At 71.4% G+C, this 26,055-nt stretch carries 21 protein-coding genes; 7 read left to right on the top strand and 14 right to left on the bottom strand.

Annotated features, from left to right (window positions below; genetic code table 11):
- Nucleotides 1-83 precede the first annotated feature (83 nt).
- The 6 genes from ACIBM5_RS45955 to ACIBM5_RS45930 form a co-directional block, all read right to left on the bottom strand.
- Nucleotides 84-1,229 carry an ABC transporter substrate-binding protein gene (locus ACIBM5_RS45955; RefSeq protein WP_396012668.1) on the bottom strand — a complete coding sequence of 382 codons (1,146 nt, stop codon included), beginning with the start codon at nt 1,227-1,229 and terminating at the stop codon, nt 84-86.
- An 84-nt stretch (nt 1,230-1,313) separates the two neighbouring features.
- Nucleotides 1,314-2,186, bottom strand: a complete 873-nt coding sequence (locus tag ACIBM5_RS45950; RefSeq protein WP_391589550.1) for an ABC transporter permease — start codon at nt 2,184-2,186, stop codon at nt 1,314-1,316.
- On the bottom strand, nt 2,183-3,031 hold the full coding sequence (locus ACIBM5_RS45945; RefSeq protein ID WP_396012670.1) for an ABC transporter ATP-binding protein: 849 nt from the start codon (nt 3,029-3,031) through the stop codon (nt 2,183-2,185). Before ACIBM5_RS45945 ends, ACIBM5_RS45950 begins: the two co-directional genes overlap by 4 nt.
- A gap of 424 nt (nt 3,032-3,455) precedes the next feature.
- The gene (locus ACIBM5_RS45940) at nt 3,456-4,151 is read right to left on the bottom strand and encodes a hypothetical protein (protein ID WP_396012667.1); all 696 of its coding nucleotides are present in this window, start codon (nt 4,149-4,151) and stop codon (nt 3,456-3,458) included.
- 346 nt (nt 4,152-4,497) lie between these two features.
- Nucleotides 4,498-5,082, bottom strand: a complete 585-nt coding sequence (locus ACIBM5_RS45935) for a hypothetical protein (RefSeq protein WP_396012666.1) — start codon at nt 5,080-5,082, stop codon at nt 4,498-4,500.
- 211 nt (nt 5,083-5,293) lie between these two features.
- A complete protein-coding gene (locus tag ACIBM5_RS45930; RefSeq protein WP_396012665.1) occupies nt 5,294-5,734 on the bottom strand; it encodes a peptidoglycan-binding protein in 441 nt (146 codons plus the stop codon).
- Between the two features lie 381 nt (nt 5,735-6,115).
- On the opposite strand from ACIBM5_RS45930, the gene ACIBM5_RS45925 reads away from it, so the two are divergent.
- Nucleotides 6,116-7,624: a DUF4246 domain-containing protein gene (locus tag ACIBM5_RS45925; protein WP_396012664.1), complete on the top strand. Its 1,509-nt coding sequence runs from the start codon at nt 6,116-6,118 to the stop codon at nt 7,622-7,624.
- 50 nt (nt 7,625-7,674) lie between these two features.
- Here the strand turns inward: ACIBM5_RS45925 and ACIBM5_RS45920 are convergent, their stop codons facing one another.
- Complete coding sequence (locus tag ACIBM5_RS45920) at nt 7,675-8,478, bottom strand: hypothetical protein (RefSeq protein ID WP_396012663.1); 804 nt, start codon at nt 8,476-8,478, stop codon at nt 7,675-7,677.
- A 510-nt stretch (nt 8,479-8,988) separates the two neighbouring features.
- On the opposite strand from ACIBM5_RS45920, the gene ACIBM5_RS45915 reads away from it, so the two are divergent.
- Nucleotides 8,989-9,795 carry a dienelactone hydrolase family protein gene (locus tag ACIBM5_RS45915; protein ID WP_396012662.1) on the top strand — a complete coding sequence of 269 codons (807 nt, stop codon included), beginning with the start codon at nt 8,989-8,991 and terminating at the stop codon, nt 9,793-9,795.
- Between the two features lie 185 nt (nt 9,796-9,980).
- On the opposite strand, the gene rox is transcribed toward ACIBM5_RS45915, so the two are convergent.
- The 6 genes from rox to ACIBM5_RS45885 form a co-directional block, all read right to left on the bottom strand.
- A complete protein-coding gene (rox, locus tag ACIBM5_RS45910; RefSeq protein ID WP_396012669.1) occupies nt 9,981-11,423 on the bottom strand; it encodes a rifampin monooxygenase in 1,443 nt (480 codons plus the stop codon).
- A 227-nt stretch (nt 11,424-11,650) separates the two neighbouring features.
- Entirely contained in the window at nt 11,651-12,439 is a 789-nt protein-coding gene (locus tag ACIBM5_RS45905) for an aminotransferase class IV family protein (RefSeq protein ID WP_396012661.1), read from the bottom strand.
- Between the two features lie 143 nt (nt 12,440-12,582).
- Nucleotides 12,583-14,922: a protein translocase subunit SecD gene (gene secD, locus ACIBM5_RS45900; RefSeq protein ID WP_396012660.1), complete on the bottom strand. Its 2,340-nt coding sequence runs from the start codon at nt 14,920-14,922 to the stop codon at nt 12,583-12,585.
- 53 nt (nt 14,923-14,975) lie between these two features.
- Nucleotides 14,976-15,476, bottom strand: a complete 501-nt coding sequence (locus ACIBM5_RS45895) for a hypothetical protein (protein ID WP_396012659.1) — start codon at nt 15,474-15,476, stop codon at nt 14,976-14,978.
- Between the two features lie 405 nt (nt 15,477-15,881).
- Nucleotides 15,882-17,201, bottom strand: coding sequence for a WS/DGAT domain-containing protein (locus ACIBM5_RS45890; RefSeq protein WP_396012658.1), 1,320 nt, complete (start codon nt 17,199-17,201; stop codon nt 15,882-15,884).
- 231 nt (nt 17,202-17,432) lie between these two features.
- A complete protein-coding gene (locus tag ACIBM5_RS45885; RefSeq protein ID WP_396012657.1) occupies nt 17,433-18,920 on the bottom strand; it encodes a pyridoxal-dependent decarboxylase in 1,488 nt (495 codons plus the stop codon).
- Nucleotides 18,921-18,960: 40 nt separating this feature from the next.
- Between ACIBM5_RS45885 and ACIBM5_RS45880 the strand changes: the two genes are divergently transcribed.
- Nucleotides 18,961-19,899, top strand: coding sequence for a hypothetical protein (locus tag ACIBM5_RS45880; RefSeq protein WP_396012656.1), 939 nt, complete (start codon nt 18,961-18,963; stop codon nt 19,897-19,899).
- An 18-nt stretch (nt 19,900-19,917) separates the two neighbouring features.
- Here the strand turns inward: ACIBM5_RS45880 and ACIBM5_RS45875 are convergent, their stop codons facing one another.
- Nucleotides 19,918-21,849, bottom strand: a complete 1,932-nt coding sequence (locus ACIBM5_RS45875; protein ID WP_396012655.1) for a flavin-containing monooxygenase — start codon at nt 21,847-21,849, stop codon at nt 19,918-19,920.
- A 512-nt stretch (nt 21,850-22,361) separates the two neighbouring features.
- Here ACIBM5_RS45875 and ACIBM5_RS45870 point away from each other — a divergent pair.
- The 4 genes from ACIBM5_RS45870 (at nt 22,362) to ACIBM5_RS45855 (ending at nt 25,834) form a co-directional block, all read left to right on the top strand.
- The gene (locus tag ACIBM5_RS45870; RefSeq protein WP_396012654.1) at nt 22,362-22,919 is read left to right on the top strand and encodes a hypothetical protein; all 558 of its coding nucleotides are present in this window, start codon (nt 22,362-22,364) and stop codon (nt 22,917-22,919) included.
- A gap of 130 nt (nt 22,920-23,049) precedes the next feature.
- Complete coding sequence (locus ACIBM5_RS45865; RefSeq protein WP_396012653.1) at nt 23,050-24,114, top strand: methyltransferase; 1,065 nt, start codon at nt 23,050-23,052, stop codon at nt 24,112-24,114.
- Between the two features lie 249 nt (nt 24,115-24,363).
- The gene (locus tag ACIBM5_RS45860) at nt 24,364-25,011 is read left to right on the top strand and encodes an L-threonylcarbamoyladenylate synthase (RefSeq protein ID WP_396012652.1); all 648 of its coding nucleotides are present in this window, start codon (nt 24,364-24,366) and stop codon (nt 25,009-25,011) included.
- Between the two features lie 172 nt (nt 25,012-25,183).
- Complete coding sequence (locus tag ACIBM5_RS45855; RefSeq protein ID WP_396012651.1) at nt 25,184-25,834, top strand: carbonic anhydrase; 651 nt, start codon at nt 25,184-25,186, stop codon at nt 25,832-25,834.
- Nucleotides 25,835-26,055: the final 221 nt, after the last annotated feature.

Raw genomic sequence — 26,055 nt, 5'->3', positions numbered from 1 at the left:
GCGCGCCCCCCCCCCCCCCCCCCCCCCCCCCCCCCCCCCCCCCCCCGCGCCGGGCCGGCCCCCCCCCCGGGGGGGCGCCGCGCTCAGGGGCCGGTGTGGCCCACGGCCTCCGCGTAGAAGGACCGATCGACGAGTTTGTCCTCCGGCAGCGCGGGCGCCTCGACCACCTTGCCCTCGATGTACATCTTCTGCACCCGGTCGGTCGTGCCGCCGCGGATCTCCCAGTCGACCACCTGCGCGGGCACGGACTTGAGCAGTTCGGGCTTGCTGCCCAGCGTCGTCGCCAACTCCTGGACGAAGGCCGGGTCCTGCTTGTAGTCGCCCGCGAAGTACGTGTTCACGGTGCGGATCAACGCGCGCAGGAACGCGACGCCGGCGTCCCGGTTCTTGGCCAGGAGGTTTTCCCCGTAGAGCATTCCGCCGAGCGGCTCGCCGACCGGCTGACCGCCCAGGAAGGTGTACTCGGGCTTGCCCTCGAAGTCCTTCCAGATCGGGTCGAGCAGCCAGGCGGCGTCGATGCCACCGTTCTTGAACGCCTCGGGCACACCCGCGCCGTCCAGCTGCTGGAAGGAGACCTCGGTGGGCTTGGTCTTGTGCTGGGCGAGCACGCTCTCGATCGGGTACATGATCACCGACGTCTTGCCCACCAGCGTGCCGAAGCGCGCGTTCTTGAGGTCGACCGCGTCCCCGGTCCGGCCGTTCTTGACCCGGGCCCAGACCCCGGTCTTGGACTCGGGAGCCACCGAGTAGTTGCCCGCGACCCACTTGATGTCGAAGCCCTGCTTGACCGCGTTGACCATGCCGGCCTCGGGTGCCGAGTACAGCACGTCCACCTGGCCCTTGGCGAGCAGGGTGATCGCATCGGTGGCCGGCATCTGCTTGAGCTCGACGTCCAGGCCCTCCTTCGCGAACTCGCCCTTGGCGATCGCGGTGCGCAGCGGTCCGAGATACTCGGCCGACAACGAGCCCGCCGTCACGGTGATCTTCACCCTCTGCGCGAGCGGCTTCGCGGCGGGCGAACCCGCCGCGCAACGCGCGGGCTTGCGGGTCGGGGCCAGATCGGCCGGATCGGTCCACGCGTGCTCACATCCCGCGACCGCCTCGATCGCGCGCTTGGGCTGCGGGGTCTTGTCCCGGCCCGAACCGGAGTCGGCGGAGCCGCCGCACCCGGCGAGCAGCGTGGTGCACGCCAACAATGCGGTGGCCGTCAGGAGTCCGCGTCTCGCCATGATGTGCCTTTCGGAGTCGGTGCGCCGAGGTGTGATCGGGCCCGGTCGCGCACGAGGCGGCCCGGCCAAGGTGGTGACGTCGCGTCAGGACTGCCCGGGACCGCGGTCGCGCGGTGCCCACGGGGTGCACACTCGACCCACGTAGCGGATCAGCTCGGAGAAGAGCACCCCGACGATCGCGACCACGATGATCCCGACGAACATCGCGCGGTTGTCGAAGAGTTGGCGCGAGTTGAAGATCACGTAGCCCAGGCCCTTGTTGTCGGGCGAGGCGATCCCCTCGGAGGCGATGATGACCAGGACCGCGACGCCCGCCGAGATCCGCAGGCCCACCATGACCTGCGGCAGCGACGCGGGCAGCAGCACGTGCCGGAACATCTGCCAGGGACCGGCGCCGAAGACCGCCCCGGCCTCGCGGTAGCCGTCGGGCACGGCGATGACCGCGGCCATCGTGGCGATCCAGACGAAGAAGAACACCGTCACCGCGACGAGCGCGATGTGCGGCGCCTCGCCGAGGCCGAACATGGTCATGAAGATCGGCAGGAGCGCGAGCTTGGGCACCACGTACAGGGCATCCAGGGTGGGTTCGAGCGCGGCCCGGATCAGCGCGTTGGTGCCCATCAGGAGGCCGACGACGAACCCGCCGAACGCGCCGATCGCGTAGCCGGGCAGGACCCGGGCCAGGGTCGCCCACACGTCCGGCCACAGCTTGCCGTCGGCGGCATCGGTCCAGCCGTCCGCGACGATGGTCGAGGGTGCGGGGTAGAGCCGGTCGTCGACCCACCCCTGGTTCGCCGCGAGTTGCCACCACAGCAGGAGCAGCACGGGAACGGCCACGGCCAGGCCGATCTCCACGAGTCGGCGTCGCGTCCGCGCCCGGCCGGGGTCGCGCTCGGCGGCGCCCGGCTCACGGACCAGCACCCGGATCGGCGCGTTGTCCTTCACGGTGACCGTCACGACGCCACCTCCTCCTTGTCCTTCTTCCGTCTGTCGCCCTGCTCCGGGTCCTGCTCCGGGCCCGTCTCCCGCGCCCGGTCCGTTTCCTGCTCCTGCGTGGACGCCTGCTCGACCTCGCCGCGCAGCAGTTCCCACAGTTCGGCCTGCATCGCGGCGAACTCCGGTGACCTGCGCACCTCTCCGGTACGCGGGCGGGCGAACGGCGGTACCCGCTCGGCGATCAGTCGTCCCGGGCGGGCGGACATCACCAGCACCCGGTCGCCCAGGACCAGCGCCTCCTCCAGGCTGTGCGTCACGAACAGGACGGTGCGCCGGTCCGCCTGGCAGATCTCCAGGAGCTCGTCCTGCAGGATCGTTCGCAACTGCGCGTCCAGGGCCGCGAACGGTTCGTCCATGAGCAGGATCTCCGGCTCGACCGCGAGCGCGCGGGCGATCGATACGCGCTGCTGCATCCCGCCGGACAGGGCCGCGGGATAGCGGTCGGCGAAGTCGGCGAGGCCGAGTCGACCCAGCCAGTCGCGCGCTCGTGCGTCCGCCTCCTTGCGTGGCACCCGGCGCAGGTCCAGGCCGAACCGGACGTTGGCCAGTACCGTCTTCCACGGGCTGATGCCGTAGTTCTGGAACACCATCGCGGCCGGGTGCGCGGTCGTCGCCGTCACCTCGACCCGGCCGGCCGTCGGCTTGACCAGGCCGGCCACGATCCGCAGGAACGTGGACTTGCCACACCCGGACGGGCCGACGATGCAGCAGAACTCTCCCGCGCCGACGTCCAGATCGAGTGGGCCGAGTGCGTGCACCCGGCTCGCGCCGCGACCGAACCGGCGTTCGATCCCCACGGCTCGGATCCCGCCGGCCTGCGCGGCCGGTTCGGGCAGCTCCTGGCTCACGTGTCTCACCCCTGAACTCCGTGCGATCCGTCGATCCGTGCGTCCAGTGCACGTATGCGTGCGCGTTCGAGCACACCCGGTGTCCCCACCGGAGTCGATCATTCCGTTCGACCGGCGTGACGATATGACGATGCGTCAGATTTCACAATCGATCGCATCGACAAGACGACATCGATCATGAACCGGCCCACCACGCACGGGCGTACGTCCCGGCCGTGTCGCGGGTGAGTCGGTGTCCGAAGGCAACGTCGCGTGCCGACGACGACGCGGCAGGTGACCCGGGTGGCCGACGCACCGGGTACCCGGGCCGGACCAACGTGACGGGTACGGCGAACCATGCGGAGGTACGTACGCGATGCGCGACTTCGCGTCGTGTCGTGAATCAGACCTCGTGCCGGTGACGCGGGAGGTAGGGGCCGAAGTGGTCGGCGACGATGTCCGCGATCGCGGCGGCATCGCGGGATCCGTCGACTTCGATCACGCGGATGCCGAGCCGGTGGGCGGTGCGGACGGCGTCCTCGGCGACGAGGCGATCCCGGGCGAGGCGGTTGGCCTGGGCTCGGACCGGATCGCTGACGCGGTGCCCGAGCGAGGCGGCTCGGGGAAGTTCGCGGACCTGGTGTCGGCGGAACTCCGGCGTGGGCACCATCACGACCATCCGGCGCGGTGAGTCGACGAGCGGGGCGACGAGTTCGGGACGGAGCCCCCAACCCTCGGCGATGATCGGGTGGCCCGAGACGAGTGCGCGCAGGTCGTCCAGGACCCACTCGAACCGGTCCGGGAAGCCGGCCAGGGTTTCGGTGGCCATCTCCTCCGGGGTGGGATGGACCCACACCTTGTCCGGGTCGGTCTCGGCGGGAGGCTCGCCGCGGCCGACGCGACGGGCGATCCGGCGATCGTTGTGGGCGCGCGCGTCGTGGTGGTCGTAGTGATAGACGGTGACGCAGTGCCGGACGGCCAGGAGTCGGGCCACGGTCGATTTCCCGGCCCACTGGCCGCCGCCGATCCACAATGCCCGGCGCAAAGTCCCGAAGGGGTCCAGGACTTGGCCGTCCACAGCGGGGTTGTGGCCGGTCACCTGCTGTCCTCCCGCGTCGAGGTGCGGCGGCTGACGTCCGCGGCGATCGGCGCGCCCGGGGGTGCACCACGGCCGTTCGGGCCCGAGATTATCGCGTGTGGGCCGGAGTCGGTTCCGGTGACCGGGAGTTCACGGACGTCGCGGGTAATCATCCGAGCATTCCCTCGGTCGGGCGGATGCGGTGCCGGTAGTGGCAGTGGTGCGGCTGGGGGACGAGAGGGACTCCGGTCCTGGAAGGGTTGCCCAAGGACCTGCCCGGTGCTCGCGCGCACGCCGCGTTCACGGCGCTTGATCCACCTCGAACGCGACGAGTCGGCCCGTCGGGGTGGTCGCGCCGGGCTCGCGGTCACTCCCAGACGGTGGTTTCGAACGTGATCGCCTTGCGGGTGGGCACGCTGACGACCCGCAGGTAGGCGGTGTGGCCCTCGTCGGTCTGGAGGCACACGCGCATGCCCTGGGCCAGGGGGCCGCTCGTGTAGGTGCCGCGCTTGGTGATGGCCTGGTTGCACTCGTCCCGGGTCGGGTCGGGGCCTTGGGGCGGCGCGATCGCTACGACGTTGCCCGAACGGGGCGGGCCGAGCGACAGGTCCGGGAGGTTGAACCCCACCGTCGCGTCGGTGCCCTTGCCCGACGGTTGGGGAGTCGGCGAAGGGCTGTCCAGGTCGATGTAGTCGGCGTTCTCGCTCAACGTGATGCGCACCGGCCCGGCCAGCACCTTCGCGGGTCCGCTCGCGGCCGACGAGGCCGTGGCGTCGGACGCGGGTGCCGGGTTTTGGCCGCCGGTGGAGGCGGGCGCCGAGGCAGCGGTGTTCGTCGACGGCGTCTTGTCGTCCGAATCCGAGTTCGTGGCGAGTTGGATCGAGACCACGATCCCCACGACGGGGATCACGATCCCCACGACCCACCAGGCCCATTTCGGCTGATCGCTCACAACGCTCCCCCGCAGGTACATCGTTCAGGTCCGGGGCGAGACTACCAACGACCCCGGGCCGGCGAACCGGTCTCGGGTAACGTCGGCATTGCGATCGGCGAGGCTTGCGGGGAAGCCCTTCCCGTCCGTGGAGCGGCGACGGCCCGAGGATCGGACAGCCGTGGAAAGCCCCGCGCCGGGCAGGGCGGACATGGCGGCGACCCGGGTGTCTTCAGTCGCCTTCGTTGTTGAAGTAGGGCACCTTGAGTTTCGTCCAGGACGCCAGGCCCGGAATGCCGTCCGCGTCCGAACCCCGGTAGCCGAGCTTGCGCTGCCACATCGCGTAGGACTCCCGGGCGGTCTTCGTCCACAGCGACGTCGGTCCCTCCGGAGGAAGCCAGGCCGAGCAGTCCTCCTGGACCAGGCGGATCCCCATCGACATGATGATCCGGTCGTCCTGCGTACTCGTGAAAAAGCCCGCGCCGGGGAACGGTACGTAGCTCTCGCTCGGACTCGGTTCGGCGACGAGCAGGTCCAGCCCGATCGGGATGCGATCTCGATCGGCGATGTGGTTCCACTCGACGAGTCGTTCGACGGTGGTCCCGAACCTTGCGGCTATCGCGGAGAGTGTGTCGCCCTTGACAACTGTGTAATGCGTGGTGTGTGTCTTCATATTTCCACGCTAGATCAGGCGGATTCATCGTGCGCGGTGACGATTCGTCCGGTTCGGGAGGCTCGGCCGACGTGTGCGGGCGGGTCCGTGCGGCGGAGCCCTGGCGCCCATGGGTCACGGTCCGGTCGGAGCGGGCATTTCGCGGTGCCGCCGGGCCGTCGTTCCCACCACCGGAGCGGTCCGGTGGTCGGGATACCGCGGGTCGTCTCGACGGTCACCGCGATGGTTGCGGTGCCGCCGCTGTGGTCGGTCGACGGCGGGCGTGTGTTCCAGGAAGCCCCGACTCCCGGACCGCCGATGATGACAGGGAGCGCGGCTGCGGTGTCGGTCTGTTGAAGTATTGTTCCGGCCACCGCACACCGACTGGGAGGACCAAGCGAGTTGACCGGCCTGTCTGCTTTCCCGTTGCCCTTTCAAGCTTCCCGTTCCATATCGTTCGCGAAACCGCGAACGCTGCGGGAACTTCAGATGATCCGGTGCAGCGCACACATTCGGGCGAAGCCGGGGTGGTTCGACAAGATGAACGATGCCGACATCGTCGGCAGGTGGACGCAAGAAGCGCTCGCCCAGGGCCTCACCGAAGCGCAGGTTCGTTACGTGCTTTCCGAACTCGCGCACTACGCCGCGCTGCGGGACGGACGGACCGGCGTCGAGGTGTCCGCCGTCGACGGGGTGTGGCAGTCGGACACACTGATCGACGACAAGCTCCGATCCCGGCTGCGCGAGGCGGTTCGGGTTCTCGAACAGGTCCCCGAGGCGGAACGAGACTGGCATCCCGGATCCGACAATCAGGTGTTGGATCTGGTGCATCCCTCACTGTTCTGCCTGGTGAGAGGGGTGAGCGGTGGTCCCGAGCGGGCTTGGCGGAACCCGACGGACCGCTATTCGAAGTACGAAGTCTCGGAGAAATTCCAGTGGCTACCCACGGACGTCGACGTCAGTGACGACGGCGATGTCGCCTTCCGCTCGTACGTCAACAACGTCCACCCCGAGACCCATCGCGAACTGGCCTCCGTCCTGCCGGACTTGTTCGCGCGCATGCGCCCGCTGCTGGAGAACGTGCTCACCGATCTGCGCCATCCGCGGCCCCTGCGGATCGAGGCCGATCCCTACGGGTGGTACGACTCCGAGCCGGAGTATCCGGACAAAGCCTCCTACAGCGACGATGAGGCCTACGCGGAAGCCCACCGGGCATGGGAAGCGGCCCACGAAGACTGGTGGGACAACCGCCGTCCGGTCGTCCCGGACGCCCCGGCCTTCACCCCGCCCGCGTTGCCCGACGAATCCGCCCGAGTCGACCTGCGCGGCCGCCGTGTCCAGGTCATCGTCAAGCTCGCCACCATTCATCTCACCCCGGACAAGCCCGAGTACCCGGGCGGTTCCTGGCATGTCGAGGGGATGATGAACGAGCGGATCGTCTCGACCGGCATCTACTACTGGGACAGCGAGAACATCACCGAAAGCAACCTGAGTTTCCGGGCGGCACTCGACGACCCGAGCTACGAACAGAACGACGACGACGGCCTGCGCGAGGTCTACGGGCTGGAGGACGAAGACGCACTGAACCAGATGCTGGGATCGACATCGACCCCGGCGGGCCGCTGCCTGGCGTTCCCGAACATCCTGCAACACCGCGTGGGCTCGTTCCGCCTCATGGACCCCACCCGCCCGGGGCATCGCAAAATTCTCGCGTTCTTCCTGGTCGACCCGTCGGAAACGATCGTCTCGACATCCGATGTGCCACCGCAACAACCATGGTCCGACACCTCGACCATGACGCTTGAACAGGCCAGGAACCACCGCGAACAACTCATGCGGGAACGCAAGTTCTTCGTCGACGAACACAACGAGCAGGTGTACGAACGAGAATTCTCCCTCTGCGAGCACTGAACCTTTCCGACCGGATACGTGCAGGCAGCCCTCCTCGTCGGGAGTGGGGTTCAACCGCGCTGCGCCGCCGTGACCTTGTCGGTTTGTGCCTTGAAGACGGCCGGTGGGACCTCCTTTTCGGCGTTCTGCGAGGCACCCTGCACGATGACGGAGCCGACGCGCGTCGTGGTCATGGCGGCGCTGAGGCCGATGTCGGAAGAGACCTTGAAGGCGAGGCTTTCGTCGCCGAAGTTCGGGGTCGGCAGCGGCGTCACGTGGTACGTCAGCGTGGCATAGCGGAAGGTGCCGCACGACGGGAGAGCCGCCTTCGCGTCCTTCAACAGCTTCTCGGCCACGCCCGGTTGATACGAGGCGAGGGAGAACGCGTACTGCGACTCCGCCGCGCCCGGCGGGGTCAGCTCGCCGCTGATGTGTGCGACGGAGGGACCGGTCACGCCACCTCCGCCCATCAGGTCCATGACGGGTTGGCAGGCCGGCTTGTCGACCTTCGACGCGTCCGGGTCCTCGGTTTCCGGCGTCGTCACCCGCCAGCCGGTCGACGGGAGATCGGCGGCGACCACGAATGCGGCCTTGAGCTGCGCCGCGCTGAGCGTTTTGGCTGCCGAGCCCTTGCCATCCGACGGTCGGGACGTGCCGCTGCCGGACGGCGCGGGGGCACCCGACCCGGATGTCTGCGGGGATCCGGACGCATTGGTGGGGGATCCGGTCGTGGCACCGTTCGTCGGCGAACCACTCTTGCCGTCCGCGTTGTTGCCGGAGCTGCGGGAGCTGCCGGAGTCGTCGGAACAAGCGACGGCGAACAGCAGCAGCGGGGCCACCGCCACCATGGTCAATCGTGTACGCGTGGAGCGCATGAGTCTTCCTCTCTCCGTGGGCGGCGTACCGGGACCAGGCATGCCAGACGATACGGGTGTCGCAGTGACGTGTCGGGGGAGTGGTGCTTCGACCTGCGGTGGAACACCGATGCGGGTGCGTGGATGCCTTTTCGCTCGACGGGTATCGGTGTGCTCCGGGCGAGGAGATTGTCCTACGCGTGCATGCGTATGCGCGCACGCTCGCGCAATCGGGACAGGAGGGTCCGGTGGGAACGCACCGCGTGTGCGCGCGCCTTCCGCGCGGCGAGAGCGCAGTGGACCGGGGTGGGCCGGCATCGATCGGGTTCGATGGGTTACGTTGGGCGGCGATGACTACCGGGACGGCATTGCGCCACACACGGATTGGTGACCCGGCGCTCCGCTGAGCGCCGTACGGGCCGGTGTCGGCCCGTTGTCGGACAGAAGGTCCGCTGCTGCTGCGCGGGCTCCGCCTCCTGTCGTGTTGATCGTTGATCACAGCTCGACACGTCAACCACGACAGGAGAACTCATGCCCACCAAGACGTTGCACATTCCCACCGCGGACGGCCGGGCCGACGCGTTCGCCGCCTTCCCCGACGGCGGCGAGCGGTACCCAGGGGTGCTGATGTACGCGGACGGCTTCGGCATCCGGCCCGTGCTGCGGGAGCTGGCACACGAACTGGCCGAACACGGGTACTACGTGCTCGTCCCCAACCTCTTCTACCGGCACGGCCCGGCACCGGTGATCGAACTGCCCGAGTACATCGGAGAAGAGGTCCGGCCCGCGGTCTTCGGCCGGCTGATGCCCTTGATCGAGGCGCACACCGCCGAACGTGTCCTGAGCGACGCCGACGCGTACCTCGGGTTCCTCACCACCCGGCCCGAGGTCGGCGCCGGACCGGTTGCGGTGACCGGCTACTGCATAGGCGGTCTCCTGGCGATGCGCACCGCTGCGGCCCACCCCGGCCGGGTGGCCGCCGTCGCCGCATTCCACGGCCCCGTGGGCGCCGACGGGCCCGACCTCTTCGCCAAGCTCACCGCCCGGGTCCACCTCGGCCACGCCGAAGGCGACATGACGCCCGAGGCCCTCGGCGAGCTCAACCAGGCCCTGGACGCCGCGGGGGTCGACTACACCTCCGAGATCTACCCCGACACCGTCCACGGCTTCACCATGTCCGACACCGATGCCTTCAACCCCTCCGCGATGCAACGTCATTGGGACCGTCTGCTCCCCCTCCTCGACCGAACCCTGGCCGACACCCGAGGCTTCGGCCCGAGTACCGACCCTGACCTACCCGCCTCCGGGGCCGCGGGGAATGATCGCCGTTTCGGGTAATCGAAAAGGCGTGTGACCGTTCGCACTTCAGTGCCTGTGCCACCGTCCCGTAGTCCAGGTCGGTTACACGGGCACTGGGTGCGGATGGCGGTTGGCGGATGCAGAGGTGTGTGCGGCTTGCCGAGGACGAGGTGTGCGGGGCTCGCCCGCGAGTCGGTTCGCCGGCCGCCCGCCCACCCGCTTGTTCAGCCGGTCGCGGCGCCGAACCACGCGGACAGCCGGTTGTCCAGTTCCGACTGGTCCGCACCCACCCACACCACGTGGCCGTCCGGCCGCAACAGCACCGCGGGTGCGTCCGGTTCCTCGCCGAGATCGGCGACGTGGTCGACGCGGTCCGCCCAACCCGTCACCGAAAGCCGGCCGGTCCGGTCGAGCAGCAGTCCGCGACCGCCGTGCATCCGCTCGTACAGACGCCCCTCCTTCAGCGGCACGTCCCGCATCCGCCGACCGAGCAGTTCATGGCCCTGGTCCTCGCCGAAGTCGTAGCGGATCCCGACCGCGGAGATGATCTCGGTGATGTACCGGTTCACCTCCTCGAAGTCCATCAGCTTCGAGAACAGCTGCCGCAGCGCGGTCGCTCCCGGATCGGTCCCCAGCAGGGTGATCTGCGCCCGGGTGTTCTCCAACACGGCCGCGCCCACCGGGTGGCGTTCGGCGTGATAGCTGTCCAGCAACCCTTCCGGTGCCCAACCGTTGACCGCGGCGCCCAACTTCCAGCCCAGGTTGAACGCGTCCTGCACGCCGAGATTGAGCCCCTGTCCACCGGTCGGCGGGTGGATGTGCGCCGCGTCGCCGGCCAGCAGCACCCGGCCGACCCGGTAGCGCTCGGCCTGCCGGGTGGCGTCGCCGAACCGGGACAACCAGCGCGGCGAGTGCGCGCCGAAATCGGTGCCCGCCACGGCCCGCAACTGCCGCTTGAACTCCTCGAGGGTCGGCGGGGTCGCGCGGTCCTCGGCCACACCGTCGGCGGGAACGACGATGCGGTACAGCCCCTCGTTCTCGTCCCGGAGGGGCAGAAGGCCGAACCGCAGTTGGGTCTTGTGGACTTCGGCGACGACGGCGGTGATCGTCGCCGGATCCTCGGTCACCTCCATGACGCCCAGCATCGTCTCGACCCTGGCGGGCTCGCCGGGGAAGCCGACGCCGATCCCCTTGCGCACCGCACTGCGGGCGCCGTCGCACCCGACGAGGTAGCGCGAGCGCAGGTGCGTACCGTCCGCCAACTCGACGCTCACCCCGTCGTCGTCCTGGCTCAGCCCGACCACTTCGCAGCCGCGTCGGATCTCGGCACCGAGTTCGCGGGCCCGCTCGTCGAGCAGGCGCTCGGTCAGCGGCTGGGGCGTGGCGAGGCCGTACGGGTGCGCGGTGTCCAACCGCTCCGGCCACGGCTTCATGACGCCGCCGAAGAGACCACCGGCCTGGAACTTCTCGCTCACCGCGAGGAACCGGTCCAGCAGACCGCGCTGGTCCATCATCTCGACGCTGCGCGTGTGCAGGCCCTGCCCGCGGGATTCCCCGGTCGGCTCGGTCAACTTCTCCAGCACGACCACCCGGACTCCGGCCAGCCGCAACTCGCCGGCCAGCATCAAGCCGGTCGGTCCGCCGCCCACCACGATCACGTCGATCATCAAAACGCTCATTTCCGCAGGTTGTCGAGCTGAGGTCGATCATTCTGCGGTTCGCCGGGGGTCTTGCCGCAAGCCCCCCGGTGCGCTATAAGTTGAGAGTGGCAAGGAGTGGGTACGCTCCTTGCCTTTCGTTTTGCCCGGGCGCAGCGGGCGTACCGGGCGCAGCGGGCGCATCGGGTGGCCGACCACGCCCGGACCGCGGCGACGGCCGCCGCACACGATGCGTGTCAGATCGGGTCCCACGCGATCGACTCGTACACTCGGCCGAGCGTCGCCGCCAACGCGGTGTCGATCGGGATCGGCACGTCGTCGATCGACCGGACCGGCGCGATCCCGCGCGAGTTCGTCACGAACGCGGCCCGGAACGAGCCCACGTCGGACAGGTGGATCGGGCCGCGTCGGGAGGGCAACGGCCCTGCGGAGAGCGCTCGTTCGAGCAGACGCATGGTGATGCCTTCCAGGACGGGCGCGTTCGGCCAGAGCAGCGAAGTGCCGTCGAAGAAGACGATGTTGGTGATCGCGCCCTCCGCGACGAGCCCGTCCGGGCCGGTCAGAAGCGCCTCGTCGAAGCCCTCGCGGGCGACCAGTCGGCGGTAGTGCGCCTGTCCGAAGTCCCCGACGCGCTTGATGTGCGCGACGGAACGCAGATACGGGACGGACCGCAACGCCTGTGGCGTGGGCGGCGTGTCGCCGGGCGGTCGCAGGGTGACCAGGACCGCGACCGCCCCGGCCTCGTCCGCGGCGAACACATGGACCCGCACCGACGCGTCGAGAACGTCGTCGGCCAGCGCGTGCCGGATGTACCGCCGGATCAGCTCCCCGTCCAGGGGGCTGCCGAACAACTCCCGGTTGGCCGCGTCGAGCCGATCGAGGTGGTCGGCGAGGCCGCGCACCCGGCCGCCGCGCACCTGCATGGCGGTGAAGTGGCCGTAACCGCCCACGGCGACGGCGTGCAGCCGGTCCACCGTGGTGGACCGGCCGTCGATCTCGACCCGTGACATTGCCGAAGCACTCATGCCGCCGACAATAACCGCCCCGTCGGGGGCCTCGCCCCCGACGGTGCGGCCGGCCGGCATCCCGCCGTCCACACCGGTGCGAACGAGTCCGGCGCGGACGCCGGAATGTTCGGGCCCGGGGTTGGAGTGGTGGGTGGTTGGGGTCAGATGCGTGCGCCGTTGTCGTGGGGTGTGTGGCCGGGGCGGTGGGTGCGGTGGCCGGTGGGGGCGGCCGGGGTTCGGGCCGGGGTCGCGCGTGGTGGCGCGGGTGTCGCGCGTGATTCCAGCGCGACTGCCAGCGGGGCGGCGACGCTTACCGTGGAGGCGGTGCCGGCCACGACGCCGATCAGCAACGCCAGGGCGAAGTCGGCCAGTGTGTCCCCGCCCGACACCGCCAGCGCGATCAGGACGAACAACGCGCCGGAGCCGGTGTTGACGGTACGCGGCAGGGTCTGGAACACCGCCGTGTCGGTGATCCGGGCAAGCGAGCGCTTGCCCCGCGCGGGCCCCGGCGCCCGGCGCAGTTCGCGGATCCGGTCGAAGACGACGACGGAGTCGTTGACCGAGTAGCCGATCACGGTGAGCAGCGCGGCCAGGAACACCGCGTCCACGGTGCGCCCCAACCAGGCGAAGGCGCCCACCAGGATCAGCACGTCGTGCGCCATCGAAACGACGGCGGCCACCCCGAAGGTCCATCGGAACCGCACCGCGAGGTACGCCATCTGGGCGGCGAGCGCGACCCCGAGGGCGACCATGGCCTTGAATCGCAATTCCTCCCCCAGGCTCGGTCCGATGAACTCGTCGCGCACCTTCTCCGCTCCGCCGCCGAGTTCGGCGATCGTCGCGGTGATCCGCGCTTCCTCGGCCTCGGTCGGCTTTTCCGTGCGTACGGTGAGTTCGCGATCGCCCGAAGTCTGCACGACGGCCTTGGGGAATCCGGCGTCGCCGAGTGCCGACCGGGCCCGGTCCGGATCGACCGACCGGGTGGTCGAGTACTCCACGAGCCGTCCGCCGGTGAACTCCACGCCGAAGTCGAGGCCGCGTACCGCCACACCGGACACCGCCAGGCCCAGCGCGAGCACGCCGGAGACGGCGAGCATGCGCCGGCGATGCCGCATCAGGTTCGGATCGCGTCGGGCCAGCCACTCGCGTACCGGGCCCGGGTGCGCGATGCCGCTGATCCGGGGCCGGCGCCGCACCACCGCCCGGCTCACGGCGAACTCGGCCAGGACCCGGGTGACCACCAGCGCGCTGATCATCGACGCGAGCACGCCGATGCCCAGTGTCACCCCGAAGCCGCGTACCGGGCCGGTGGCCAGGAAGAACAGCAGGCCGGCGGCGATCAGGGTGGTGACGTTGGAGTCGGCGACGGCACCGAACGCGTTGCGAAAGCCTCGGGTCAGCGACGGACGCAGGGCCGGTGCGGTCCGCGCGAGGTATTCCTCGCGGGCTCGTTCGAACACCAGCACGTTGGCGTCGACCGCCATGCCGACGGCCAGCACGAATCCGGCGAGTCCGGGCAGGGTGAGGGTGGCGCCCACCCCGACCAGGGCGGCGTACGCGATCACCGTGTAGCCGGCCAGGGCCACGGCGGCGAGCACGCCGAGCAGCCGGTACACACACGCGATGAACAGCGCGGTCGCCGCCGCCCCGACGATCGCGGCCCAGGTGCCGGCTTCGATGGCCGCTTTGCCCAGTGTGGGTCCCACGGTGCGGTGTTCGACCGTCTCGACCGGTACCGGCAGTGCGCCGCCGTTGATCAGCAGCGCCAACTCGCGGGCCTCGCGCTTGTCGAAGTCGCCGGTGATGCGGGTGGAACCGCCGAGGATTCCGGTGTCGCAGCGTACCGACGAGTCGACCTGGGGCGAGGAGACGACCTTGCCGTCCAGGGCGATCGCCACGCGTCGCTCGGGTGTTCCCGCCGGCGCGCACGCGGCCTTCCCGGTGAGTTCGGCCCAGGCCCGTTCGCCCCGCCCGCGCAGGTCGAGCGTGACGTGCCAGGCGCCGCCCGCCGGATCCAGCAGCGCCTCGGCCTTGTCGACGTCGGCTCCGGTCATCCGGGTGGCGTCCAGCCTCAGCATCCGGCCGGACTCGTCCGGCAGTACCTGTCGTCCCTCGGTGTCGGGTGGGGTGGCGGCACCGCCAGGGTCGGCGACGTCGAGAACGGGATGGAAGGTGAGCTGTGCGGTACGGCCGAGTACCTCGGCGGCCCGGCGCGGCTCCTGCACGCCGGGTAGTTCGACGATGATCCGTCGGTCGCCCGAGCGGACCAGGGAGGGTTCGGAGACGCCGAGCGCGTCGACTCGACGCCGCAGCACCTCCAGGGCTCGATCGGTGGCGTCGCGGTCTGCTTTCGCGGTGGGGGAGTCCCGGGTCTCCAGGACGATCTGGGTGCCGCCGCGCAGGTCGAGGCCGAGGCGCGGCGGCACGGTCGCGGCGATGTAGGTGGACATGACGAGGACGGCGAGGGCGAACAACGCCCGCACCTTGGAGGTACGTGACAAGGATGGTCTCCACGGATGCACCGCGGCCGGCGGCCGGCGCGCGGCGATCGGACTCAGGGACGCTCTGGAGCCCGGGGAGACGGTGGCGCGCGACCCGGCGGAAGCGCGAAACGACGGAGCGAGGGATCGACGCCGACGGCGAGCGCGAGGGCTCGGTGTCCCGCGGGTGGCGGGAGCGCCGAGTCCCGCCCCGCGAGCGCCGCGTCGGGGGAGTGGTGGAGGTGGTGCCGCTCGTCGGGGGTCTCGCGAACGGCCGACGGTCCCGGCGGACCGCGCCGCGCGTCGCGGGTCGCCTCGTCGGCGACGTCGCGCACGTGCCCCGGGTCGGCGGCGGTGTGCGCGGAGATCGAGGCGCGGTCGGGATCGGGTACGGCGTCCGCGCGCGCGGACCCGGGGGAAGCCGGCACGCCGAGCAGCGCGAGGGTGATCGCGAGCAACACCCCGAGCCACCCACCGCGCCGGATGCCCCGGCGAGCGGGGGCCGGTGAGCCGCGGCCGCGCCGGGGGGCGGAGCCGCCGAGGGGACGACGAACGGCGACGTGTCGCCGGATCATCGCACCCTCCTCGGTCCGCGCCGTTTCCACGCCGATGTGGACACGATCCGGTTCACGATCCCAACGCCGGGTCGCCCGTCCCGAGTTCCCACCCTCGTTGTTTCGCACCGGGTGGGGCGACGGGGGCGCCTTGGTCGGGCCGTGTCCTCGACGTCTGCCCGGACTCCCGCCGGGTGCCGCGTCACGCACCGCTACGCGAACCGCAGTCCCGAACAGCTCGGCGCCGTTCGCCACACCGGCGAACTGCGCGGCCGCCGTCGCTTCGAACGCATCCTCGGTGCCCGATGGCGCCGCGTCGTCACCACCGACGTCGACGCCGTCCTCGCCCGAGTGACACCGGGAATCGGACAATGCGGGCGTCGCCTCGACCACGACGACAACACCCTCGGCCGGACCGGGTCGGCGTCACGGCGTCGTGGTGCGCATCGGGCGGGCCGGCTTCGGGTCGGCGGTCGCTTCGGGCGTGAGCGCGGGAGCGGCGTCGGGGCGGCGGGGGGTGAGGGCGGCTTCGAGCGCGTCGAGTTCGGCGAGCCAGCGGACCGGGAGTTCGTCGACGTCGGGCAGGCTCGGGTCGGCGATCACGGCCAGGTGCGCGGTTCCGGCGTATTCGGCCAGGCAGACGGACAGGTGGTGGCCCGCGGGCAGGAACATCAGCGGCAACAGGGTGTGGATGTGGTGGCCGTGGAGTTCGAGGGGCCGCGCGGGGCCGGGGACATGGGTGGCCACCAGGGTGGTGCGCCGCGGGTGCAGGGCCCGGGCCAGGACCCGACCGTGCCAACGGGTGGGCAGGGTCTCGAACAGGGCGTCCGCGTCCGGGTCCAGGCGGCCGGTTCGGATGTTCGCGGTGGCCAGGTGGGTGGCGGCCAGCCGCTCGACGGCGGTGGGAAGCAGGCAGGGCAGGACGACGGGGACGCCACGGTGGAAGTTGCCCACCGCGTCGCTCGTGTCGCGGCGCCGGGCGTCGAGGGGCACCATCGCCCGTACGGTGCCGCCGGCGTCGTCGGGCAGCCAGGGCCGCAGGGCGCCGGCCAGGGCGGCCAGGTAGACGTCGTTGAGGCTGGTGCGGCCCGCGCGCGCGATGGCTTTCAGTCGAGGCAGCGGGGTGTGGGCCCAGCGCCGACGCGGTGGGCCGGTCGGTGCCTGGACCCGTGCGGGGCCGAGGGTGATCGAGCGCGCCGGCAGCGCGAGGTCGGCGGCCGCGCCCAGCACGGCACGCACCCGGCCGGGCGTCCAGGAGGGCGACGACTCGGAACGTGTGCGGCGGCGCGGGAGGCCGGTTTCCCCCAGCGCGGCGAGCATGATCCCGATCAGGGACATGCCGTCCAGGAGGCCGTGGTGAGCGCGGAGGAGCAGGGCGAACTCGTCGTCGCGGTGGCCGTGGAGCAGGGTCACGCCCCAGGTGACGTCCGTGAGCGGCCGGGCGCACACGCGCTCGATCGCCGCGTGCAGCGCGACGTCGCCGCCGTGGGTGGGCAGCACCACCTCGTCGAAGTGGTCGGCGGCCTCGGCCGGGCCGCGCGCGTTCGCGCCGGGCGGGCGGGCCCGGTCGCCCAGCGGCGGATGGGCCGCGCGGGCCAGGTCGATCAGCGCGTGCAGTTCGAGGGTCGAGGGCGTGGGGCCGGCGACCACGGCCACCCCGCCGATCTCCATGCTGGAATGAGGGTGTGCCGCCGCGTAGTCGAACCAGCGTTCGCCTGCCGCGGCCCCCTTGTCATGCCCGGGCACGATGTTCTCCGTGGGATGTCGTCCGTGTGGTGATGGTGTGGGTTCGTGGGTGTGTGTGCCCGGTGCGCGAGATGCCTTCGGGCTCCGCATCGACCACGTGCCGGTACGGCCGGATCCCGCTCCGGTCACGCCCACGGTCCGTGTCGTCCTCCGGGAGGGCGACCGCTCCCGCGGTGCCCCGGGCGGGCGGCGCGGCGTTCCGGTGGTGGCGGCGGGCCGACGCGTTCGTGGTCACCGGGTGCCCACCGAGGTCGTCGTCATCGAAGCCGGCGCTTCGGGCGAGCCGAGGCGTTCGTCGGGGATCGCGGCGGCGACCTCGCGCACCAAGGCCCAGGCGTCGCGTACCGAGGTCTGCGAGGCCAGGCGTGAGCCCAGGGCCGCGCGCAGGACGTAGCGGCCGTCGACGGTGGTGGGGGTGACCAGGATTCGCCGGGTGGCGTCCAGGTCCGTGCGCAGGCGTTCGGTGCGTGCGTTGTCGCCGTCGAGGCGGAAGCACACCAGTCCGAGTGTGTGCGAGACGAGTTCGAAGCCGGGGCTGTCGCGGACCAGGTCGGCGAACAAAGCGGCGAGGGAGAGCTGTTCGCGGATGTGCGCGCGCAGGCCCTCGATGCCGTGGGTGCGCAGGACGAACCACAGTTTCAGGGCCCGGAAGGGGTGCATGAGCGGCACCTGCCAGTCCCGGAAGTCGGTGACGTGGCCCGAGTCGCTGGCCCGATTGCGCAGGAAGTCCGGGCGGATGTCCATGGCCGCGGTGAGGCTGCGTCGGTCGGCCACCCACATGGCGTCGCAGGGCGGTCCGGTCAGCAACCACTTGTGGCAGTTCACGGCGTAGGAGTCGGCGTGTTCGACGCCGTCGTTGATCCAGCGGTTCTCCGGGCAGATGGCGGCCGATCCGGCGTAGGCGGCGTCCACGTGCAGCCACGCCCCGAATTCCCGGCACACCGCGGCCACGGCGGCGACCGGGTCGACGGCGCAGGTGCCCGTGGTGCCGACGGAGGCGACCACGATCGCGGGAACGACGCCGGCGGCGCGGTCGGCCGTCAATCGCTCGCGCAGGGCGTGCGGGTCCATCTCGCAGGTGCCCGTCGTGGTGGGGATCAGGGCCGGTTCCCCCAGGCCCGCGATACGTGCGGCCTTCGGGACGCAGGAGTTGGCCTGGTCGGTGCAGTACAGGCGATACCGCCCCTCGGTGCCGTGCTCGCGCCACCGCCCGCCCGAGGCCCGGTACAGGGCGGCGACCACGGCCACCAGGACCGCCGAGGACGCGGAGTCCTGCAGGACCCCGCCGCCGTCCCCGCCGCTGAGGAACCGCTCCGGCAGGCCCAGCGCGCGGGCGAGATGGTCCAGGACCGCCTCTTCGAGTTCGGTGGCGGCCGGACCCGTCGACCACATCATGTGCTGGACCGCCAGACCGGACGCCAGGAGCTCGCCGACCACCGACGCGGGGCTGGTCTGGGTGGGGTAGTAGCCCAGGAACGACGGGTGTTGCCAGTGCACGAGCCCGGGCATCACCACACGCCGCACATCGGCCAGCACGTCGCGGATCGGCTCGCCGTGCACGGGCACCGAATCCGGCAGCATCGCGCGTACGTCCCCCGGCCGCAGGTCCGGCGTGACCGGCAGGCGTTCCTCGCGCAGGTCCTCCCAATAGTTTTCGAGGATCTCCGCGACCACGCCGATCGCGCCGCGAAACGAATCATCCATGGGAATTCGTGACATGCCGGGTAACGTACCGCACAAACCTATCGAAACGGCCCATATGACAAGCGAATCCGTGCTGTGGCTCGCTCCTCCCCACCGCCTGCCCCACGACTTGGCAGGCCTGCGTGCGGCGGCGCACCGACCCGAACGGCACCACACGCCCCCCGGCCACCGCCGCGTCCCCGAACGCGACCCCCGCGAAGCCGCGTTCGACGAATACTTCGTGGTCGCGCGGTGCACCTGTGCCCCCGAGCCCCTGCTGATCGACGCCCTGGACGACATCCTCGGCACGGTGCGGGCCTTCTCCCGGAACCCGGACGGAACCCCGACCGAGCCCGACCTCGAACTCGCCGCGCATGCGGCGGGGTTGGCTCCTCGAACGGACTCTTCCGAACGCGCGACGCAGGCCACGGTGCGCGAACGCTGGATCCAGGGACACCGACTGTTCTTCGCCCTCACCCAGGCCACCGTCATCGCCCTGCGACACGCCCTGCACGCCCCCTCGCCCGCCGAGACGGCGCACGGGCTGGACAGCGCCGCGCACTTCCTGCGCGCCTGCGCGTCCGCCCTGCGGATCACCGCGTCCTTCGGCGTCGACGACTACCACGACATCGTCCGGCCCTCGATGGCTCCACCGCATGTCCGCCGAACGGGGTTCTCCGGCCTGTGGTCGGCCGATCACCGGGTCCTGGTGCGGTGCCTGCGCGAGTGGGGTCTGGCCGCACCGACGAAGTCCGCCACCCTGCGGCCTGCCCACCGACGCCTGGTCGAGGTCCTGACCGAAGTGCACCACGCCCATGTGGGCGTCTGCTCGCGCTTCGTCGGCTCCGGACCCTCCCTGCTCCGCGGCGCGGAACCGGGAGTGCAGGCGCTCGAACGCCTGTGTCAGCGGCGCCGCGCCGGCCTGGACGTCGAGCCCGCCGGCGCGCCGGCCCGACTGCCCGACGCCCGGGACGGGATCCTCACCGCCGCGCGGAATTCCCGGACCGCCCCGTGACGACCAAGCCCACCATCGTCAGTCGATCGTGTAGGAGTCCGGATCCGGGCTCTTGGTCCAGTCCCGGTAGTCGACCAAACGCCACGGGCTCGCGGTGTAGATGTCGCCGTTGCGGTTCTTGAACCACGAGTGCTCGACGGCCGGGGAGGACCACACCATCTGCTTGATCTCCGCCTGGTGCCGCGCGGTGTACTCGTCGTGCGCCTCGCGGGTGGGCTCCATGGAGCGGTGCCCCCCGGAGATCAGCGTGTCCAGACACGCCGAGACATACCGCATCTGGCACTCGGACTGGAAGATCAGACTGCCGCCGTGCGCGAGCCCGGTGCCCGGCCCGTACAGGCAGAAGAAGTTCGGGAAGTTCGGGACGGTGATGCCCAGGTACGCGGTGGGCGTGTCGCCCCACTGCTCGCCGAGCACCGCGCCGCCGCGTCCGACGATGTGCATCGGCCACAGGAACCTGTTGGCGTGGAAGCCCGTCGCGTACACGATGACGTCCGCCTCGTACCGCTCGCCGGACGTGCTGATCACCGCGTCCTTCTCGATGCGTGCGACGCCCTCCCGGACCAGGTCCACGTTGTCGCGCTTGAGGGTGCGCAGCCAACTCCCGTTGTCCTGCAGGGTGCGCTTGCCGGTCGCGGGGTAGTCCGGGAGAACCTTGGCGAGCAGTTCGGGGTCGTCGCCGACCTGGGCGGTGATCCAGTCGGTGAACCACCGGCGGGTGAGGTCGTTGCGCTCGCTGACCGCGCGGTCCTGGTGCGGCCACTCGGGATCGATGCGGGCCCCGGCCAGGGCGCCGTCGCTGCCCGGCCAGAAGATCATGAAGCGGTACCAGCGGCCGTAGAACGGCAGATGCCGCAGCGCCCACCGCACGCCGGGGCCGACCTTCTCGTGGTAGTTCGGGTTGGGGAACATCCACTGCGCGGTGCGCTGAAAGACGGTCAGGTGCGCGACGTCCGGTGCGATCGTGGGGGCGATCTGGAACCCGCTGGCCCCGGCTCCGATCTGCACGACCCTGCGGCCCCGGTAATCGACGCCGTGGTCCCACCGCGCGGAGTGGAAGGACGGACCGGCGAAGTCGTCCATGCCCTCGATGTCGGGCAGCTTGGGTCGATTGAGCAGGCCGACCGCCGAGATCACCGCTCGGGCGGTCAGCACCGAGCGGGCACCGTCGGTCTCGACGGTCACCCGCCACGTCGCGGAGCCCTCGTCCCACACTGCGGAGACGACCTCGGTGCCCCAGCGCACGTGCTCGGTGATGCCGCGACGGTTCATCACGGACTCGAAGTAGGCCTGGAGTTCGGGTTGGCGGGCGAAGAACTCGCTCCAGTGGTCGCTGGGTTCGAAGCTGTAGCAGTAGAAGTGGTTGCCCACGTCGACGCGGCAGCCCGGGTAGGTGTTCTCGTACCACGTGCCGCCCACGCCGGCGTTCTTCTCGACGATCGTGAACGGTATGCCGGCCTCCTGGAGCCGGATCCCGGCCAGCAGACCGGATTGACCGCAGCCGATGACCACGACCGGGAACCCCGCACGGGCGGCCGGATCCCCCGACTCGCTCGCGCGGCGGGCGTCCACGCCGTCGAGCCCCATGTCCTCCAGGAGCATCGGCAGGTACTCTCGCGGGACCTCGTCGCAGGCCAGCCAGCTCATCATCTCGTGCAGCAGCTCGGGGCCGGGCTGCTCGGGCAACACGCAGCCCGCGTCCCGGTACGCGCGGATGGCCTCCAGCGCGAGCCTGCGCACCTCGGCCTGCTCCTCCTCGGGCATGAAGCCCTGGATCTCGTTGAGTACCAGCATGCGCGGCTTGATCGCGCCCCGGATGTACGACGGGTCGCCGGTCAAGTGGACCAGCGACAACATCAGCGCCGGGACGCTGACGTCCTCCAGCGCCGCGGCGATCGCCGCGTCGTCATCGGTGATCGGCAGTCCTGCGTGCGGGTTGCGGGCGTTCATCCGGACGCTCTCCAAGTCGGTGAGGCGACCGGCGGCAACCGTCCGCCGGCTGCGGGGCTTACGAGACGACGCCCCGAGTGAGGTGATCGTCGGCGAAGCGGCACGTCCGCTCGGGCCCATCGGGCCCATCGGGCCGAACACGCGGGCCGGTTCGGTGAGCGCAGACCGGTGGGGACGCTCGGAACCGAGGCGAATGCGCGGCGCCGCGGCATGTCTCGCCGCATGGGTGAACCCGGGCATACGCCAACAAAATGCCACTGAAGGGATTCCCTCGGTCGCAGAGTGGCACGAACTCATTGACTGGGTCAAGAGGCTGGGAGCCGTCCGGGGCCCGGCCGTCGGGAGGGCGTCTCGCCCTTTCGAGGGAACGCCCGCAACGCCTCCCGGACCTGCGTCGTTGTGCGATCGCAGTGCCTGTCATTCTCGTTCCCGCCGCCGCGGCGGGTGCGGCGAGCGCCCCTACGGCTCCTTCGCCGCCGCCCGACGGCCACATCCGTCTGCGAGGTCGACCCATGAACCCCACCCGACTCCTCGGTACGGGACCCGCCGGCCTCGCCGCCGGGCTGGTGCTCGTCGCGGCGGGTACGGCGAGTTCGACCGGACCCGCCGCGCACGCGCTGCCGGTGCCCGTGGTGCAGGTCTGCACCGGGTTCCAGAGCGAAACCTTCACGCCGGGGTTGAACGCGACGCCGCGTCAGGTCGCCGGTGCAGGCACCGGCGAGCTGACCTCCTGTCTGCCCTTCGGCGACTCGCTGCCCGCTTCGGGTCGCCTGACCTCCACGATGTCGGGGGTGATGACCTGCGACGGGGGCACTCGCACCCGGGAGACGACCATCACCTGGGACGACGGCGGCAGCAGCACCCTCGAGGAGTCCGGCGGCGTCGAGAGCCCGGTCGGCGGGGGGCGGGCGGCGGTCTTCAAGGGGAGGATCCTCTCCGGACGCTTCGCCGGCGCCACGACGGTCACCACCCGAACCCTGTCGCCCCTGCCCAAGCCACAGTGCGCGACCGAGGCCGGTCTCACCGAGGCCGCGGGTCCGTTGACGGTGGAGATCGCGCACCTGTCCTGAGTGTGCGGGTGGGTTTCGGACGTTCGTGCTCGACCTCCCGACGGAAAGCGAGGAACGCGTATCCGCGTCGCGCGCCGGCTGCCACGATGAGGCGAGAGCACGGCCGCCCCCACGACGAGGAGGTCATCCGGTGAGTGATGTCCGGCCCCGACCGGCCGACGGCAACGGACCGGCCGACGCCGCCGATCCGGACGGCCGCGGCTCGGCGGCGTATCTGATCGACGAGGCGCTGGCCTATCTGTACCCGGCCGCGCTTCGAGCGGCCGCCGTCGTCGGGGTGGCCGACCACCTGGCCGACGGCCCGCGCACCCCGGCCGAGTTGGCCGGCCCCACCGGCACCGATCCGGCCTACCTCCACCGGGTCCTGCGCCTGCTGGCCACCCGCGGCCTGTTCGCCGAGGACGGCACCGGGGCCTTCCGGCTCACCGCCGCCGGCGGCGCGCTGCGCAGCGACGCCCCGCTGTCCGTGCGGTCCGCCGTCCTGATGATCACCGACCGCACCATGTGGCTGCCGGCCGGCGAGATGGACCGCTGCCTGCGCGAGGGCGGCTCGGCCTTCGACGCGATCTTCGGAATGCCGTTCTTCGACCACTTCGCCCGAGACGCCGCCACGGCCGCCGTCTTCCACGACGGCATGGCGGCCATGTCCGACCCGGAGGACCAGCCCATCGCCGACGCGTACGACTTCCCCGAGCACGGCGTGGTGGTCGACGTCGGCGGCGGCCACGGCGGCCTGCTCCGGGCCGTCCTGCGCGGCCGTCCCGCGCTGCACGGCGTGCTCTACGACCGGGCGCACGTGCTGGCCGGCCACCGCCTGGACTCCCCGGACATCGCGGGGCGTTGGCGGCTTGCCGAGGGTGACTTCTTCGCCTCCGTGCCCGACGGAGGCGACGTCTACACGATGAAGCGCATCACCCACGACTGGGACGACGAGCACTGCGTGACCCTGCTGCGCAACTGCCGCCGCGCGCTGGCCCCCGGCGGCCGGATCCTGGTCGTCGACGCCGTCGTCCCGCCCGGCGACGCCCGGCACCAGGCCAAGGCGCTGGACCTGATGATGATGGCCTCCCTGGCCGGCCGGGAGCGCACCGCCGCGGACTTCACGGCCCTGTTCGCCGAGGCCGGCCTGCGGCTGAACCGCATCCTCGACACTCCCACGGTGCTGTCCGTCGTGGAGGCCGTGGCCACCGACTGAGCAGCGGCCGTGCCGGTACGGCTCCCGGGGCGGGCCCGCCCCCGACCTGCCGGGTTTTTGTCGCGGTGGGGCCGAGCCCCGCGCCGGCGACACGCTCGGCGCACACGCCCGCGCGGCCATGACCGGCCCTCCCGCGGGTTCGTGCGCGAGCGGGCGAACCGTACGGCGGGAACGCTCGTCGCGGGCCGGTAGCCTGCCGGAGTGAGCAAGCAGGTGCGGGCCGAAGGCCCGGTGGAATGGAGGACGGCGATGTCCCGTCGTTATGACTGCTCCACGGCGTCCGGGCGTTCCGTCGGGCTCGACGAGGCCGCCGCGGCGGTGGGCCGGGGTGAACTGGTGGTGCTGCCGACGGACACCGTGTACGGCGTCGGGGCCGATGCGTTCGACCGAAAGGCGGTGAGCGGTCTGCTGGAGGCCAAGGGCCGGGGGCGGGCCATGCCCTCGCCGGTGCTGGTCGCATCCGCGGACGCCCTGCGGGACCTGGTCACCGACTTTCCCGCGTCGGGCCGGGCACTGGTGGAGGCGTTCTGGCCGGGTGGGCTGACCCTGATCCTGCGGCACAGGCCGTCGCTGGACTGGGACCTGGGGGAGACGCACGGCACGGTGGCGGTCCGGATGCCGGCCCATCCGGTGGCCCTCGACCTGCTGGCCCGAACCGGCCCGATGGCGGTCTCCAGCGCCAATCTGACGGGCCGGCCGTCCCCGCAGGACTGTGCCGCAGCCCAAGACATGCTCGGCGACTCGATCGCCGTCTACCTGGACGCGGGGCCCACCGAAGCCGCCGTCGCCTCCTCGATCGTGGACCTGACCGCCGCGACTCCCGTGCTGAAGCGCGCGGGGGCGGTGGACATCCCGCGCCTGCGTGAGGTGGTACCCGACCTGCGGGAGGACGGGTGATCCGATCCCGCGCCGAGCGAGCGCAGCATCGGCGCTGCCCGCCCCGCGACGGGTTCGCTCGTCGGGGTCGGGGCCCGATGCCCGACCGGGCGCCGGAAGAATCCTGCCGCCGTCGCCCGTCCTTCGGCGGGCCCCGATGCCGTGGCGAACGAGGCTTGGCTAATCTGCGGTCATGCCCGACATCTCGCCACCGACTCCGTCCGAAGCCGCCGAACTGCTGATGGCCGGCAACCGACGCTTCGTCGCCGGCACCCCACAACACCCGAACCAGAACGCCGCGCGCCGCGCCCAGACCGCGCCCGGCCAGCGCCCCTTCGCCGTGCTCTTCGGCTGCTCCGACTCACGCCTGGCCGCCGAGATCATCTTCGACCGGGGACTGGGCGACCTGTTCGTCGTCCGCACCGCGGGCCATGTGGCGGGGCCGGAGGTGCTCGGCAGCATCGAGTACGGCGTGAGCGTGTTGGACTGCCCGCTGGTCGTGGTCCTGGGCCACGACTCGTGCGGCGCCATCGCGGCCGCCCGTGCCGCACTGACCGACGGCGTCGCGGCCACCGGTTACGTGCGCGACGTCATCGAACGCGTCACGCCCAGCCTCCTGGCCGCCCGCGCGGCCGGGCTCACCGGGGACGACGACATCCTCGCCGAGCACATACGGCACAGTGTCGACCTCCTGCTGGACCGCTCTCGGGTGCTCGCCGACCAGGTCGCCGAGGGACGAACGGCGGTGCTGGGTCTGTCCTACCGGCTTGCCGACGGCAGCGCCCGACTCGTCACGGCCCGCGGCCTACCGGCCGAGGCGACGCCCCCGGACCCCGGCGCCTGAACCGCGACCGGCTCCGGCGACGGGGCCGGGAGCAACGCCGGCACGTGCCTCTGGCCCGGTGACCCCACGCGACCCCGGCGACCCCTGACCGGTGATGAGGCCGTGGGGGGGGGGGGGGGCGGGGGGGGGGGGGGGCCCGCGGGGGGGGGGGGGGGGGGGGGGGCGGGGGGGGGGGGGGGGGGTGGTGGGCCGCGGGCGTGGGGGTGGGGGGGGGGGGGCGG

The sequence above is a fragment of the Embleya sp. NPDC050493 genome, assembly GCF_044458105.1.
GTDB lineage: Bacteria > Actinomycetota > Actinomycetes > Streptomycetales > Streptomycetaceae > Embleya.
This window is presented reverse-complemented; position numbering and strand designations above follow the sequence as displayed.